Source organism: Cryobacterium tepidiphilum (genome assembly GCF_003716325.1).
GTDB classification, from domain to species: Bacteria; Actinomycetota; Actinomycetes; order Actinomycetales; family Microbacteriaceae; genus Cryobacterium; species Cryobacterium tepidiphilum.
In genome coordinates this window covers 83,747-98,317 of sequence record NZ_RDSR01000006.1, presented here as the reverse complement: position 1 = coordinate 98,317, position 14,571 = coordinate 83,747, and the positions used below count along the sequence as shown (strand labels likewise).

Here is a 14,571-nt window from a genome sequence, read left to right as displayed (position 1 = left end):
CCTGCTCGTGGGCATGACGGGATTCCTGGACGATGCCGCCACCACCGGAACGCGCGCGATCATCGCCTCGGCCCCCGCGCGCGACCGGGCGATGCAGGTGCAGCTGCGGTCGGCCGACCAGGCGACAACGGATGCCGTCGGCGCGGCTCTCGAGGCCGGCCTGGCCTGCACCCGCGCGGCGCTCCTCCCCAGCACGCGCAGCCGCCCAATCCCCCTCCTCGCGCCCGCAGAATCCCAACCCGCCGCCGTCATCGTCGGCGCCGACCCGGGCCTGGCGGAGCACGCGACCCTCGTGGACGGCAGCTGGCCGGAGCCGCTCATCGGCTCCGATTCCGGCACCGGCGCCCCCGTGCCGGCTGCCCTGCAGGCCGACGCAGCGGATGCCCTCGGCGTCGCGGTCGGCGACACAATCGGCGCCGGCTGGCCAGGGAAGACCGCCCGTTTCCGCATCACCGCCACCTGGCGGCCCACCGACCCCAGCGCGGCTTCCTGGTTCGGAGACCCGGCGGCGGCGACCGGGTTCGATCACGACGCGGTCGGTCCCCTCCTCGTCGGCGGCGCCTGGCCGCACCAACTGAGCTCCGTGCTCGGCGCCCCGACGGCCCGCTGGACGCTCACGCCCTCCGCCGCGATCACGCCCGACGCTCTCCCCGTCCTGGCCAAAGCGATCGGCGGCCTGCAGGAGACCGGCGTCCCCGGCGTCGACGCCGTGAGCGTGACCGGCGACCTCGACCAGACGCTTGCCCGGGTGCAGCATGGGCTCGTCATCGCCCGGGCGATCGCGGCCATCCCTGCCCTGCTGGTCGTGCTGCTCGCCCTGATCACGCTGGGCAGGCTTGCGGGACTGGTCGCCTCGGCGCGCCGCAGCGAGACGTCCCTGCGCGCCGCGCGTGGTGCATCCGTTGCCGCGCTCGCCGCGTTCCACACGGGCGAAGCCGCCCTCGTGGCCGTGCCGGCCGCCGCCATCGGGTCGCTGGCCGCTGCACTCGCCCTCGGCGCGGCGGGCGTCACAGCGTCGCCCTCGGTACTCCCGATCGCCGCCGGAGTCGCAACGGGCGCGGTGGCCACCGCCGCTGTCGTGGCCTGGCGTGGAATCCGCGGTGCGGTGCGGGTGACCCGCGGCACCGAGTCCGGCCGGGCCCGCGCCGCTGCAACCGCCGGCATGACGCTGCTCGTCGCGGGAGCCGCCGCGCTGTCGCTCCGGCAGTTCCTGCTCTACCGGTCGCCGCTCACGGCCGGCCCCGACGGATCCGTGCACCTCGACCCGCTCGCGGCGCTGGCCCCCGCACTGTGCCTCGTGGCGCTCGCGCTGGTCGGCCTGCTGTGCTTCGGCCCGCTGCTGCGGAGCCTGCAGTCCGTGACGACCCGCAGCCGCGGCCTTGCCGTGGTGCTCCCCGCCCGGCAAGTGGCACGGCGCCCGGGTGTCTTCGCCGTCGCCCTGCTCCTCGTCACCCTCGCCGCAGGCGCCGCCACCGTGGCCGCGGGCTTCACCGCCACCTGGGCGGCGCTCGACCAGGGTGCCGGCCTCACCCGGAACGGCAGCGACGTGCGGGTGCAGCTAGACGCGGACCGCACGGCCGGGGGCCCGGGCACGCTCGTCACCGCGGTTCCCTACGCCTCGCTGCCGCAGGTCGACGCCGCTCTTCCCGTGCTCGCCGCGCCGGGCCGCATCGCCACCGACGCCGTCTCCGTGCTCGCACTGCGCAGCGATGCGCTGGCGTCGATCGCGCCCGCCCTCCCACCGGCGCTCCGCGACGCATCCGTTGCGGGGCGGCTCATGCCGGCGAGCGTGGGCAGTGAGCTCGCCGGCACCCGGCTCAGCACGACCCTCACGGTCGACCCCGTGGCGGGAGCGGGACCCGGCGCACGCGTGGACGTCTTCAGCTGGGTCGTCGACGCCGATGGGGCGCTCACCCGCCTCCCGCTTGGCCGCGTCGCCCTCGATTCCGGCGCGCCCGTGGAGCTCAGCACGATGCTTCCCACCGGCCGCGCCCCGTGGCGGCTGCTCGCTTTCGAGGCGACGCGAGCGGATGTCGGCACCTCCGCCCCCGTGCAGGTTCACTTCCGCACCGCGAAAGTCGGTCCAGCCGCTCTCCACACCGCCACGGCCACGTGGAACCATCCCACCGGGCGGGTCATGACGGGCGCGGGCGAAGCCGAACCGCTTCCCGTCGTGCTGACCGATGAGCTCGCCCGGCGGCTGGGCGCGCAGCCGGGCGCGACACTGTCCTTCCTCCTGCCGGGGAGTGGCGCGACGGTCGACGCGGTCGTCGCCGGAACCGCCCCGTACCTGCCCGGAACCGTCGACGACGATGCCATCCTCGCCGACCTGCGGATGCTCGACGACCACCTCCTGCGCGCCGGCGACATCCCGCCGCCGGCCGCCGACATCTGGCTGAGCACCGACGCTCCCGCCGACGTCGCCGGGGAGGCGGCGCTCCTCCCCCACGTCGCCGCCGCGGTGTCGACCGCCGACACCGGTTCGACGCGTGCGCTCCTGGCCCCCGTCGTCACGGCGCTCTGGTGGGGAGTGGCCGGCATCCTCGTGCTCGCTGTCGTCGCCGTGGTCTCGACGACCGTCTCGCTCGCCGACTCGAGGCGCGGAGAGGTGGTCCTGCTCCGCACCCTGGGCCTGACCGCCGGGGCGCAGGTGCGGTCGCGCCTGGCCGAACTCGGGGTGGTCGTCGCCGGCGCGTTCGTGCTCGGCGGCGCCGCCGGTGCCGTCGTCACCCTGCTCACCGTGCCCGACCTCGCGCGCACCGCCGTCGGCGATCCGGGCGCCGCGATCCCCGTTCCCCTGCTCGTCGCGTGGCCGGCGTGGGGCGCGAGCCTGGGCGCCCTGGCGGTCCTCCTGGCCGCCGCCGGGCTCGGCTACGCCGCCCGCATCCGCCGGCAGGCCGCCGACACCGCCTGGCGGGAGGAGACCCGATGAGCGTGAGGTCCTCCCGCCGCAGCCTCCCCGGCCTCGTCGCCCGCCAGGCCGCGACCGGCGTCGGCACGACGCTCACCGTCGCCGTCATCGTGTTCGCGATCGCGCTCCTGGCCAGTGGGGCGCCACGGGCCGTCGCCGCTCTCTTCACCGACAGCCTGCGCGCGGCCGTCGCCGGCACCGCCCCGGGTGAACGCAACCTCACCGTCACCGCCCGCGGACTCCCCGCGCCCGGGCCCGGCACCCCCGAGGCGAGCGCCCTGCCCGGGCCCCTCGAGGCGGTGTGGGGCCGGCACGAGGCGGGCCTCGCATCCGTTCGCGCCGACATGCCCGCCGCGCTCCGGCGCGTCACCGGGCCGGCGCAGTACGTGGTCACCGTCGATCCGGCACCCGCGCTCCCGGTGGCGCCGATCGGAGCCCCGCACACCCAGCTGTCGCTCGCCTTCGACCCGCACCTCGCCGAACGGGTCACGATCGTCGAGGGGCCTGCCCCGGGCGCCATCACCGGCGACCTGCCCTCCGACGCGCCCATCGGCATCCTGCTGTCGCGGGCGTCGGCCGAGCGGATGCAGCTGGCCGTCGGCGACGAGCGGATGCTGACGCTTCCGGGCGGTTCCCGCCAGCTCGTGGCGCTCCGCGGCATCTTCGAGGCGACCGACCCGGACGCCGACTACTGGGAGCAGGTGGCGTCCTCCCTGCATCCCACGGTGCTGAGCGCCGGCATGGAGCCGGTGGTCTTCGGTCTCGCCTACGCCGACCCGGCATCGTGGCCGAAACTGCAGCCGTTCGCGATGTACGCAAAGACGCAGGTCTGGTACCCGGTGCTCCCCGAACGGATGACGGCGGCCGGCGCGCCGGCGTTCGCCGAGGGACTGCGAGCGTTCACGCGCCTGCCGCACGCCATCGGGGCTGCTGACGCCGCTTCCGTCGGCGGCTCCTTTCCCCCGGTCTCGTCGGTCGCATTCGCGAGCAAGCTGGGGCGCGTCGTGCAGGAGGTCGCCGTGCGCACCGCAGCCACGAGCGCGGTGCTCGCGATGACCGCGGCCGGACCCATCGGCGTGGCGCTCGGCGCCCTGCTCCTCGGCGCGCGCCTCATCGTCGACCGGCGAACGACCGCACTGCGGCTCGCGGCGGCTCGCGGCGCGAGTCCCGGGCAGCTGCGTGCGGTTCTCGCCGCCGAGGGAGCCGTCGTCGGGCTTCCGGCCGCCGCCGCAGGCACGCTCGTCGCGGCCCTGCTGGTTCCCGGCCCGCCGAGCCTCGCCGGCCTGCTGCTGCCGGCGCTGGTCGGGCTGGTGCCGGTGGCGCTGCTGGCCGGAAGTCTTCCCCGCGACGGCCGACGGCGGCGCACCGACCTGCAACGGAACCGGCACCGGGTCATTCTCGAAGTCCTCATCGTCGGACTCGCGGCGGCCTCGGTGCTGCTCCTCACCCAGCGCGGGTTGACGACGGCCACCGCCCACCTCGGGGTCGACCCGCTCCTCGCAGCCGCGCCGTTGCTGCTCTCCCTCGCCGCCTGCGTGCTCGTGCTGCGCCTGTACCCGATCCCGCTGCAGCTGCTCATCACCCGCATGAAGGCGGGCCGGGGCCTCGTCGGCTTTCTCGGGGCGGTGCGTGCCGTGCGCGATCCGCTCGCCGGATTCGCGCCCGTGCTGGCCATGGTCGTCGGGGTGTCGGTCGCCGTCTTCTCCGTCGGCGTGCTGGCCACCGTGAACGCGGGCGTGGATGCCGCCGCCCGCGCGGCCACGGGCGCCGACGTGCGCATCAGCGCCCCCTACTTGTCGGCCGAGCAGCTGGCGGCCGTGGGCGACCTGCCCGGCGTCGCCTCCGTCGCCCCCGTCGACGAGGTCGGCACCACGCTCACCATCGACGGCGGCCGCGAGCCCGCCGCGGTGCTGTCGGCGCCGGTGGCCGACCTGGCGGCCGTGCAAGGGGGCGTGCCGGCCGCCCTCAACGTTCCGGCGCGGCTCGGCCAGGCAGCGGATGACCATATGCCGGTGGTCGTGTCGGCCGACCTGGCCGCCGGCCTCGGGCCGGACTCGCACCTCGAACTGGCCGGGATCACCCTCGACGTCGTCGGCACCGCGCCCAGCGTGAGCCCGCTCACCAACCGCCGGGACTGGCTGTTCGTGGACCGGGCGAACGCCGAGGCCCTCACCGGGTACGCCCCGGCACCGGGCCTTGCCCTCGTCGACCTCACAGCCGATTCCGACGTGCGGGCGGCGACCGACGGCATCCGTCGCGTGCTGGGGCCCGACGCGGTCATCGACACACCCGCGGACGCCGCCCAGGCCGCCGGTGCCGACCCGGCCGTGCGCGGGCTGCAGGCGGCCCTGTTGCTCGCGGTGCTCGTGGCGTGGCTGCTGACCGCGCTCACCGTCATCCTGACCCTTGTGCTCGGAACGCCCGCCCGGGCCCGGCTGCTCGCGCTGCTTCGCGCCCTCGGGGCTCCGCCGCGGGCGGCGGGGTCGCTGGTGGCGTGGGAGATCGGGCCGGTCGCAGTCAATGCGCTCGTGGTCGGGACGGTCCTCGGCTGCGCGCTGCCCCTGGTGGTGCTGGCCGGCGTGGACCTCCGGCCCTTCACCCACGGCCAGGTGCAGCCGGCGTTCCGGCTCGACCCCGGCCTGCTCGCCGTGGTGCTCGGCGGCTTCGCGGTCGTCGTGATCGCGGCGTCCGCGTTCGCCCTCCGGCTCGCCCGGCGGGCCGACCAGGCCGGCCAGCTCCGCAGCAGTGAGGAAGGATGACCCTGTGACCGACACCACCTCGCGCTCAGCGCAGCCGCACATCGAGTGCGTCGACCTGGTGCGCATCTTCACCGCGCAGGGCGTGGAAGTTCAGGCGCTGCAGGGCCTGAACCTCCGCGTCGACGAGGGCGACCTCGTGGCGCTGGTCGGCGCATCCGGGTCGGGCAAGTCGACCCTCATGACGATCCTCTCCGGTCTCGACACCCCCACCGCCGGCATCGCCCGCGTCGCCGGCCACGACCTGCTCAGCATGAAGGGCCGCGAGCGCCTGGAGTTTCGGCGCCGGAGCGTCGGCTTCGTGTGGCAGCAGACCTCCCGCAACCTCCTGCCGTACCTGACCGCGGCCGAGAACGTGTCGCTCGCGATGGCCATCGGCCGCGCCGAGCCCGCGGCGAAGCGACCGGCGCGCGTACGCGAGCTCCTCGACCTACTCGAGGTGGGCGGCATCAGCGACCGGCGACCCGCCGAGATGTCAGGCGGCCAGCAGCAACGCGTGGCCATCGCGGTCGCCATCGCCAACTCCCCGCGGGTGCTGCTCGCCGACGAGCCCACCGGTGAGCTCGACGAGGCGACGAGCGCCAACGTGCTGGGGGCGCTGGAGGCGGTGAACCGGGACCGCGGCGTGACGGTGCTGATCGTCACCCACGACCCCACCGTGTCGGAGCATGTGCGGCGCACCGTGCAGATCCGCGACGGGCGCACGTCGACGGAGGTGCTGCGGAGCACGCACCGCGACGAGCACGGCCGGGAACACCGGGTCGCGGAGGAGTTCGCGGTGCTCGACCGGTCGGGCCGACTGCAGCTGCCCGAGGAGTTCACGACGAGCCTGCAGTTGCGGGAGCGCGTGCGGCTGGCACTCGAACCCGACCACGTCGGGGTGTGGCCGGGGCAGCGAGGCCGGGGGCCCGGGCCGGGCAACGCAGAGACCAAGCAGGGGGAATCATGACCGCCACCGGTGCAAGCGTCGCGCGTGCGGCATCCGTCAGTCGTTCATTCCGCATGCCGGGCGGTGACGTGCACGCCCTGCGCGATGTGAGCCTGGCGGTGGGGGCGGGCGAGCTGCTCGTCGTGCGTGGGCCGAGCGGCTCGGGCAAGACCACGCTGCTGAACATCCTCGGCGGCCTCGACCGGCCGGACTCGGGACAGGTGTGGCTCGACGGGCAGGACCTCGGCGGCATGGGCGAACGCGCGCTCGCGGAGCTGCGCCGCACGCGGCTGGGTTACGTCTTCCAGGCGTTCGGGCTGATCCCGGTCTTCTCGGCGAGCGAGAACGTCGAGGTGCCGCTGCGCATCCAGGCGACGGATGCCGCCGAGCGCGACGAGCGCGTGGCCGCCATGCTCGAGCTGGTGGGCCTCGGCGAGCACGGCGCCCAGCGTCCCTACGAACTCTCCGGGGGCCAGCAGCAGCGGGTGGGACTGGCGCGCGCGCTCATCGCGCGGCCGAGCATCCTGATCGCCGACGAACCGACGGGCCAGCTCGACAGCGCGACCGCGGCATCCGTCATGGATCTCATCGCGGACCTCGTGCACTCGGAGGGCGTCGCGGCCATCGTGGCGACGCACGACCCGCTGCTCATCCGCCGCGCCGACCGGGTGGTGGAGTTGCACGACGGCCGGGTCGTTTCCGCGAGTTAGGCCGGCGCCCGCGGTCAGTCGCGGCTGGCCTGCCACTCATCCCAGGCGTAGCCGCCGATGTAGTAGTGCGCCATGCTGTCGAGATTGAGCACCAGCGGCCGTGCCGACTCCCAGTCGGCGTCGTCGCAGTGCTCGAGCGCGTCGGGCAGCGCCTGGGTGATCAGGTTGAAGATCTTCTGCTGTTGCACGTCGTAGAAGGTGGCCAGGTAGACGGCGCCTGCGGCATCACGCAACTCGTCGCAGGCGCCCGGGTACCGCCCCTCGTTGAGCATGCGCTCGGTGACGTGGGCGAGGGCCACCGTGTTCGCCGTCACGGATGCCTCGTCGAGCGCCGGCAACGGACCCTCGTGTCCGTCTTCTTCCCACATCTGCTGCTTCGCCTGGGCGAGGTCCTCGGCGTGCTGCGCGCCGCCGCCGAGTGAGCAACCGGTGAGCAGCACCGCCGTCAGCGCGAGCAGTGGCACGAGTGGCCAGGCCTTCCGCATTACAGATCCCCCGATCAGTTGAGCGATCCTATCGCCTGGCCGTCCTCTGCCGCCATGCTATTCAGCGCCCTGAGAGGGCGCCTCGTCCGTCATCCCTGCCTGCTCCCGGTCGAAGGCCAGTGTCTTCTTGCCCTCGCGGAGCCACAAAATGCCGGCGAGCAGCGGTACGAGGCTGCCCCCGATGAGCCCGCCCCCGACCCCGACCCAACTTCCCAGGAAAGACACGATCGTGCTCCCGATGAGCAATACTGCACCGACGCCGATGAGGCTCCAGCCGATCCGTCGTTCGTTCCTGCCGTGCCGTTCAAGAATGAGCCGGTCCTCCACGAGGCGCCCACGCGCATCCTTGTTCGCATCGTCGCCCATGCCCGCACCCTATCCCTGCACCCGCACCCGCACCCGCGGCATCCGCTGCCCCGCTGTTGCTAACTCCGGGAATCCGCACCCGAGCGCGGGTGCCCCGCCGAACCAGTGCGGAAATTTCCAGAGCGCCGGAAAAATCGCCGGAGTTAGCAACAGGGACATTCGGACGGCACAGTACGCGCTTGCGCCGGTGGAGGCGGCATCCCGCTGCAGCCCGGGGTTGCTAACTCCGGAAGAACGACCGCGGCCGCAGCGGCAGGGCGCGGATAAGTGCGGCACTTCCGCCTCAGCCGCACGGATCTCCGGAGTTGGCGACGGCGAGGAGACGAGAACGGCTGCACCGGGCGCGGCGGGAATCCAGCAGCAGGCACCGGGCCGGCTGCGGCTGCCTAGGCCAGGCGGGCCTGCAGGTTCTCGGCGAGCGCGGCCAGGAACTCCTCGGTGGTGAGGTAGCCCTGGTCGGGTCCGACGAGGAGCGCGAGGTCCTTCGTCATCTTGCCGCTCTCGACGGTCTTCACGACGACGTCTTCGAGCGTGTGCGAGAAGTCGATGAGCTCTTGGTTGCCGTCGAGCGTGCCGCGATGGGCAAGGCCCCGCGTCCAGGCGTAGATCGAGGCGATCGGGTTCGTCGAGGTGGGCTTGCCGGCCTGGTGCTGCCGGAAGTGCCGCGTCACGGTGCCGTGCGCGGCCTCCGCCTCCACGATCGAGCCGTCAGGCGTGGTGAGCACGCTGGTCATGAGGCCCAGCGAACCGAAGCCCTGCGCGACTGTGTCGGACTGCACGTCGCCGTCGTAGTTCTTGCAGGCCCAGACGTAGCCGCCCTCCCACTTGAGGGATGACGCGACCATGTCGTCGATGAGACGGTGCTCGTAGGTGAGGCCCGCGGCGTCGAACCGGTCCTGGAACTCGGCGTCGAAGACCTCCTGGAACAGGTCCTTGAACCGGCCGTCGTACGCCTTGAGGATCGTGTTCTTGGTGGAGAGGTACACGGGGTAGCTGCGCTGCAGGCCGTAGGTGAGCGAGGCGCGGGCGAAGTCGCGGATGGGCTCGTCGAGATTGTACATGCCCATGGCCACCCCGCTGCCCGGAGCCTGGAAGACCTCGAACTGCTGCGGCTCGCCGCCATCGGTCGGCGTGAAGGTCATGGTGAGGGTGCCGGGGCCGTCGAAGCGGAAGTCGGTGGCGCGGTACTGGTCGCCGAACGCGTGCCGGCCGATGATGATCGGCTTGTTCCAGCCCGGCACCAGCCGCGGGATGTTCGAGATGATGATCGGCTCACGGAAGATCGTGCCGCCCAGGATGTTGCGGATGGTGCCGTTCGGCGACCGCCACATCTTCTTCAGGCCGAACTCCTCGACGCGGGCCTCATCCGGCGTGATCGTGGCGCACTTGACGCCGACGCCGTGTTTCTGGATCGCGTGCGCCGCGTCGACGGTGATCTGGTCATCCGTTTCGTCACGCTTCTGAATCGAGAGGTCGTAGTACTCGAGGTTCACGTCGACGTACGGGAGGATGAGCGACTCTTTGATCGCCTGCCAGATGATGCGGGTCATCTCGTCGCCGTCGACTTCGACGACCGTGCCTTCAACTGTGATCTTCGCCATTGGGATCGCCTTACGTGGTCGGGGGCCGAGTGGCCATGGCCCATGCTACGGGAAAGTATCTCGACATCAAGACAGTTTTACCGTGGAACGCCGCCATCGCACGCCCGGACTACCCGCCGCGGCCCGTCGCACGATAGCGTGATGGGCATGGGTGAGCTCAGACTTGAAGAACTGTCCGCTGGCAACGTCGTCGCCGCGAACGGCCTGAGCCTCAAACCCGGGCAGGAACAGTTCATCGCCCCGGTCACCTACTCGGTGGCCGCCGCGACGGTGAACCCGGCCACGGCCTGGCAGCGCGTCGTGCTGCAGGACGACCGCGTCGTGGGATTCATCCACGGCAATTTCGACCCCGACTCCGACCACGAGGAGCTGCGCGCCTGCATCTGGCGCATCAACGTCGACGCCGACGTGCAGGGCCAGGGCGTCGGCACCTTCGCCGCACACGCCCTCGCCGACGAGGCCAAGAAGCGCGGCTTCGACCACATCACCGTCATCTGGGAGCCGGGCGAGGCAGGCCCGGAGGCGTTCTTCCACCGCATCGGCTTCCGCGACGTCGGCGAGACGCAGTACGGCGAGGTAATCGGCGCGCTGCAGCTGTAGCGCGCGGCCATGGCACTCAGCCCCGAGAGCGAGTTCGTCGCGCACGTGCTCGACATCGTCGACGCGATCCCGCCGGGGCGCGTCATGACGTACGGCGACATCGCCGCCACGCTCGGCTCCCGCGGGGCCCGCGTGGTCGGCCAGGTGATGGCGCGCTACGGCTCCGACGTGCCGTGGTGGCGCGTCATCCGCGCCGGCGGGCATCCGCCCGTGTGCCACGAGAACCGCGCCCTCGAGCACTACCGGGCCGAGGGCACGCCGCTGGTGCCGGCATCCGTTGCGACAACGGATGCCTACCGCGTCGACTACGCGTCGGCCCGCTGGTCGCCGGGCGAGTGACGCGTGAGGGGCCAACTCTTCCTAGTGTGACCGCTCTGCCACTAGGAAATGTTGACCCCTCACAAGCCGGAGCTACACCAGCGAGTCGCGCCAGGCCGCGTGCAGCTGCGCGAACCGGCCCGTCCCGCCGATGAGGTCGTCCGGCGAACCGTCCTCCACCACGACCCCGCGCTCCATCACGAGCACGCGGTCGGCGATCGCCACGGTCGACAGCCGGTGCGCGATGATCACGGCCGTGCGGTCGGCCAGCAGTGTCTGCAGCCCCTCCTGCACCAGCCGCTCGCTCGGGATGTCGAGCGACGAGGTGGCCTCGTCGAGGATCAGCACCGCCGGGTCGGCCAGGAACGCCCGCGCGAACGAGATCAGCTGGCGCTGCCCCGCCGACACCCGGCCGCCGCGCTTGTTCACATCGGTGTCATACCCGTCGGGCAGCGCCTCGATGAACTCGTGCGCCCCCACCGCCCGGGCCGCGCGCTGGATCTCCTCGAGACTCGCATCCGGTTTGCCGATGGCGATGTTGTCGGCCACCGACCCGCTGAACAGGTACGCCTCCTGCGTCACCATGACGATCGCGCGGCGGAGGTCCTTCGGGTGCAGGTCGCGCAGGTCCACCCCGTCGAGCAGCACGCGCCCCTCGGTGGGGTCGTAGAACCGCGAGATGAGCTTCGCGAGCGTCGACTTGCCGGCGCCCGTCGACCCGACGAGCGCGATCGTCTGCCCGGCCGGCATCACCAGGTCGAACTGCGGAAGGATGACGCGGTCCGTCTTGTAGGCGAACTGCACGTTCTCGAAGCGCACCTCTCCGCGCGCGGTCCAGAGGTCCACCGGCTGCACCGGGTCGGGCACGCCGGGTCGCTCCTCGAGCACGCCCGAGATCTTCTCCAGCGCCGCCGCCGCCGACTGGTAGGAGTTGTAGAACATCGCCATCTCCTCCATCGGGTCGAAGAAGCGACGCGTGTAGAGCAACGCCGCCAGCAGTGCGCCGATGGTGAGCTGGTCATCCGCTACCCGGAACCCGCCAACGAGCAGCACGATCGCCACCGTGACGTTGCCGATGAGCACCAGGCCCGGGTCGAAGATGCCGAACAGCTGGATGACGCGCCCGTTCACGTCGCGGTACTCCTCGACGAGCCGGCCGAACTCGGCCTCGTTGCGCTTCTCCTTGCGGAACGCCTTCACCGCACGGATGCCGGTCATGGTCTCGACGAAGTGCACGATCATGCGGGCCGACGCGACGCGCGACTGCCGGAACAGCTTCTGCGAGCGCACCTGGAACCAGCGGGTGAGCACCGCGAGCGGCACGAGCGAGACGAACAGCACGAGCCCGCTCACCCCGTCGACCGCGAACAGCGCGACGGCCGTGAACACCATGTAGAGCACGCCCTGCACGAGCTGGTTGATGCCGTCGTCGAGGAGCTCCCGGATCGCGTCGATATCGCTGGTCTGCCGGGAGATGATGCGGCCCGACGTGTACGACTCGTGGAACTCGAGGCTCAGCTTCTGCGTGTGCAGGAAGACCCGCTTGCGCAGGTCGATGAGGATCGCCTGGCTGATGCGCGCGGAGAGCACCGTGTACCAGGCGATGAGGAGCGCCCCGACGACGCCGGTGACGATGTAGACGGCCCCGGTGGCCGCGAGCGGCACCCAGTCCTGGTCGAGCAGCGCCGGCAGCCCGCGGTCGATCCCGATCGCGATCAGCGCCGGGCCCGCCACCTGCGCGCCCGTCGACACGACGACGACCAGCATGGCCAGGCCCACCCGCCAGCGCAGCGGATGCAGCAGCGAACCGAGCAGGCGCAGCGAGCGCCCGCGCATCTGGGCGCTCTCCCTCTTGGTGAAGTCGTCGCGCTCCTCACCCTGAACTCCGGTCACACTCACAGCGAGTCCTCCAATCGGCGCGACTCTCGTCGTTCTTCGTCCTCGAGGCTCGAGATCACGAAGGCGTAGTGCTCGTTCGTGGCGAGCAGCTCGGAATGGGTGCCCACCGCGGTGATCCTGCCGTTCTCCAGCAGCGCCACCCGGTCGGCCAGCATCACCGTCGACGGGCGGTGCGCCACGATCAGCGCGGTCGTCGACGCCAGCACGCGCCGCAGCGCCTCCTCCACGAGCGCCTCGGTGTCGACGTCGAGGGCCGACAGCGGGTCGTCCAGCACGAGCACCGCGGGGGCGGCCGCGACGGCGCGAGCCAGGGCGAGGCGCTGTCGCTGCCCGCCGGAGAGACTCATGCCCTCTTCGCCCACCTTCGTGTCGGCGCCCTCGGGCAGGTCGTGCACGAACCCGGCCTGCGCCACCTGCAGCGCCTCGGCGAGCACCGCATCCGCTTCTGGGCTGCGCTCGGCGAGCTCGGGCCGGCCGAGCAGCACGTTGTCGCGAACGGATGCCGAGAACAACGTCGCGTCCTCGAACGCCATCGCCAGGTGCGTGCGCAGCTCCTCACGGCTGAAGTCGCGCACATCCACGCCATCGAGCGTGATCGACCCGCCCGTCACGTCGTAGAGCCGGGTGGTGAGCGAGGTGAGCGTTGACTTGCCGGAGCCGGTCAGCCCCACGAGCGCCATGGTCTCCCCCGGCTGGAGCACGAGGTCCACGCCGTCGAGGAGGTCGGGGAAGCGCTCCGGGGAGTCGTGGTACCGGAAGTGCACGTCGTTGAACGCGAGCTCACCGCGCGGCTCCGCCAGCGTCAGCGGATGCGCCGGGTCGGTGATCGTGTTCGGCGCGTCGAGGATGTCGAAGAAGCGATCCGTCGCGGTGCGCGTGTCGAACGTCATCGAGAGCAGGAACCCGATCGACTCGATCGGGAACCGCAGCACCGTGGCCGTCGCGAAGAACGCGACGAGTTCTCCCACCGAGAGGTCGCCCTGCCCGGCGAGCCACACGCCGGCGACGAGCGACAGGGCGAATGCCACATCGGGAACCAGCAGCAGCCACAGCCAGATTCCGGCGATCGCCCGCGCCTTCTCGATCTCGGTGCCGCGCAGGCTCTCCGCCTGCGACTCGAAGTTCGCCAGCGCGTACTTGCCGCGCCCGAACGCCTTCAGCACGCGGATGCCGTGCACCGACTCCTCGACGGCCGTCGCCAGGTCGCCGGCCTGGTCCTGGCTGCGCCGGGCGACCACGGAGTACTTCTTCTCGAACACGTAGCCGTAGACCCACAGCGGGACCGAGCAGACGAGGAAGATCAGGCCGAGCATCCAGTTCATGGCGACGAGGATCGCGAAGCCGACGACGATGGTGAGGAAGTTCACGACGAAGAGCACCAGGCCGAAGGAGATCCAGCGCCGGATCAGGTTCAGGTCGCTGACCGCCCGGGAGAGCAGCTGCCCGCTCGGCCAGCGGTCGTGGAACGTCACGGGAAGGTCCTGCAGGCGCGTGTACAGGCTGTTGCGCAGGCGCGCCTCGACGTGCGTGCCCGGGGTCAGCACGAACCAGCGCCGCAGCGCGATCATCACGGCCTCGAGCACGCCGAGCACGAGCACGAGGGCCACGGCCGGCCAGATGTCGCGGGCGTCGCGGTGCGACAGCGGGCCGTCGACCAGGCGCTGCAGCACCTGCGGGATGGCGAGGGCGACGAGGCCGGCCAGGAGCGCGGCCACCATTCCGAGGTAGATGCGCGGCAGGGCCGGCTTGGCATAGGGGTAGAGGCGCAGGAGCGTCTGGAAGGTGTTCCGACGCGGCGCGTGTGGGGGGTGGGCTGAGGTGGCCGTCATTGTCCAGTCCTGAAAATGTGCGTGCGGAGGCCGGGGATGTTCACGGGCTCGTTGAAAGAGGTCGCCGATGGTCGCGCCGAAAACGGCGGCCGAGGCGGATGCGGTGGTGCGGTGGTGCGGCGCTTTGGGCGCTGAAGGCTCTGGGCTAGCTCGCCTGCCGACGAGCCG

Annotated in this window: 11 protein-coding genes; 6 read left to right on the top strand and 5 right to left on the bottom strand. The window is 72.0% G+C overall.

Annotation, left to right across the window (positions count from 1 at the left end; genetic code table 11):
* The first annotated feature begins 13 nt into the window (after positions 1–13).
* From EEJ31_RS05475 to EEJ31_RS05460, 4 genes are read left to right on the top strand one after another with little or no spacing between them, the layout of a single operon-like run.
* Complete coding sequence (locus EEJ31_RS05475; protein WP_158603908.1) at positions 14–2,932, top strand: FtsX-like permease family protein; 2,919 nt, start codon at positions 14–16, stop codon at positions 2,930–2,932.
* Entirely contained in the window at positions 2,929–5,670 is a 2,742-nt protein-coding gene (locus tag EEJ31_RS05470; protein ID WP_123045287.1) for an FtsX-like permease family protein, read from the top strand. Before EEJ31_RS05475 ends, EEJ31_RS05470 begins: the two co-directional genes overlap by 4 nt.
* A 4-nt stretch (positions 5,671–5,674) precedes the next feature.
* Complete coding sequence (locus EEJ31_RS05465) at positions 5,675–6,616, top strand: ABC transporter ATP-binding protein (RefSeq protein WP_233563743.1); 942 nt, start codon at positions 5,675–5,677, stop codon at positions 6,614–6,616.
* Positions 6,613–7,305 carry an ABC transporter ATP-binding protein gene (locus tag EEJ31_RS05460; protein WP_123045285.1) on the top strand — a complete coding sequence of 231 codons (693 nt, stop codon included), beginning with the start codon at positions 6,613–6,615 and terminating at the stop codon, positions 7,303–7,305. The genes EEJ31_RS05465 and EEJ31_RS05460 overlap by 4 nt, the downstream gene beginning before the upstream one ends.
* Before the next feature lie 14 nt (positions 7,306–7,319).
* Here EEJ31_RS05460 and EEJ31_RS05455 read toward each other — a convergent pair whose 3' ends face one another.
* From EEJ31_RS05455 to EEJ31_RS05445, 3 genes are all read right to left on the bottom strand, one after another.
* Positions 7,320–7,790 carry a hypothetical protein gene (locus tag EEJ31_RS05455; RefSeq protein WP_123045284.1) on the bottom strand — a complete coding sequence of 157 codons (471 nt, stop codon included), beginning with the start codon at positions 7,788–7,790 and terminating at the stop codon, positions 7,320–7,322.
* Positions 7,791–7,847: 57 nt separating this feature from the next.
* Complete coding sequence (locus tag EEJ31_RS05450; RefSeq protein WP_123045283.1) at positions 7,848–8,156, bottom strand: hypothetical protein; 309 nt, start codon at positions 8,154–8,156, stop codon at positions 7,848–7,850.
* A gap of 386 nt (positions 8,157–8,542) precedes the next feature.
* On the bottom strand, positions 8,543–9,757 hold the full coding sequence (locus tag EEJ31_RS05445; RefSeq protein ID WP_123045282.1) for an NADP-dependent isocitrate dehydrogenase: 1,215 nt from the start codon (positions 9,755–9,757) through the stop codon (positions 8,543–8,545).
* Positions 9,758–9,904: 147 nt separating this feature from the next.
* On the opposite strand from EEJ31_RS05445, the gene EEJ31_RS05440 reads away from it, so the two are divergent.
* Together EEJ31_RS05440 and EEJ31_RS05435 are read left to right on the top strand one after the other, a co-directional pair.
* On the top strand, positions 9,905–10,357 hold the full coding sequence (locus EEJ31_RS05440) for a GNAT family N-acetyltransferase (RefSeq protein WP_123045342.1): 453 nt from the start codon (positions 9,905–9,907) through the stop codon (positions 10,355–10,357).
* Positions 10,358–10,366: 9 nt separating this feature from the next.
* A complete protein-coding gene (locus tag EEJ31_RS05435; protein ID WP_123045281.1) occupies positions 10,367–10,696 on the top strand; it encodes an MGMT family protein in 330 nt (109 codons plus the stop codon).
* A gap of 72 nt (positions 10,697–10,768) precedes the next feature.
* Here the strand turns inward: EEJ31_RS05435 and EEJ31_RS05430 are convergent, their stop codons facing one another.
* Both EEJ31_RS05430 and EEJ31_RS05425 read right to left on the bottom strand, forming a co-directional pair.
* Positions 10,769–12,574: an ABC transporter ATP-binding protein gene (locus tag EEJ31_RS05430; protein WP_123045280.1), complete on the bottom strand. Its 1,806-nt coding sequence runs from the start codon at positions 12,572–12,574 to the stop codon at positions 10,769–10,771.
* Entirely contained in the window at positions 12,571–14,403 is a 1,833-nt protein-coding gene (locus EEJ31_RS05425) for an ABC transporter ATP-binding protein (protein WP_123045279.1), read from the bottom strand. Before EEJ31_RS05425 ends, EEJ31_RS05430 begins: the two co-directional genes overlap by 4 nt.
* Between the last annotated feature and the right edge of the window lie 168 nt (positions 14,404–14,571).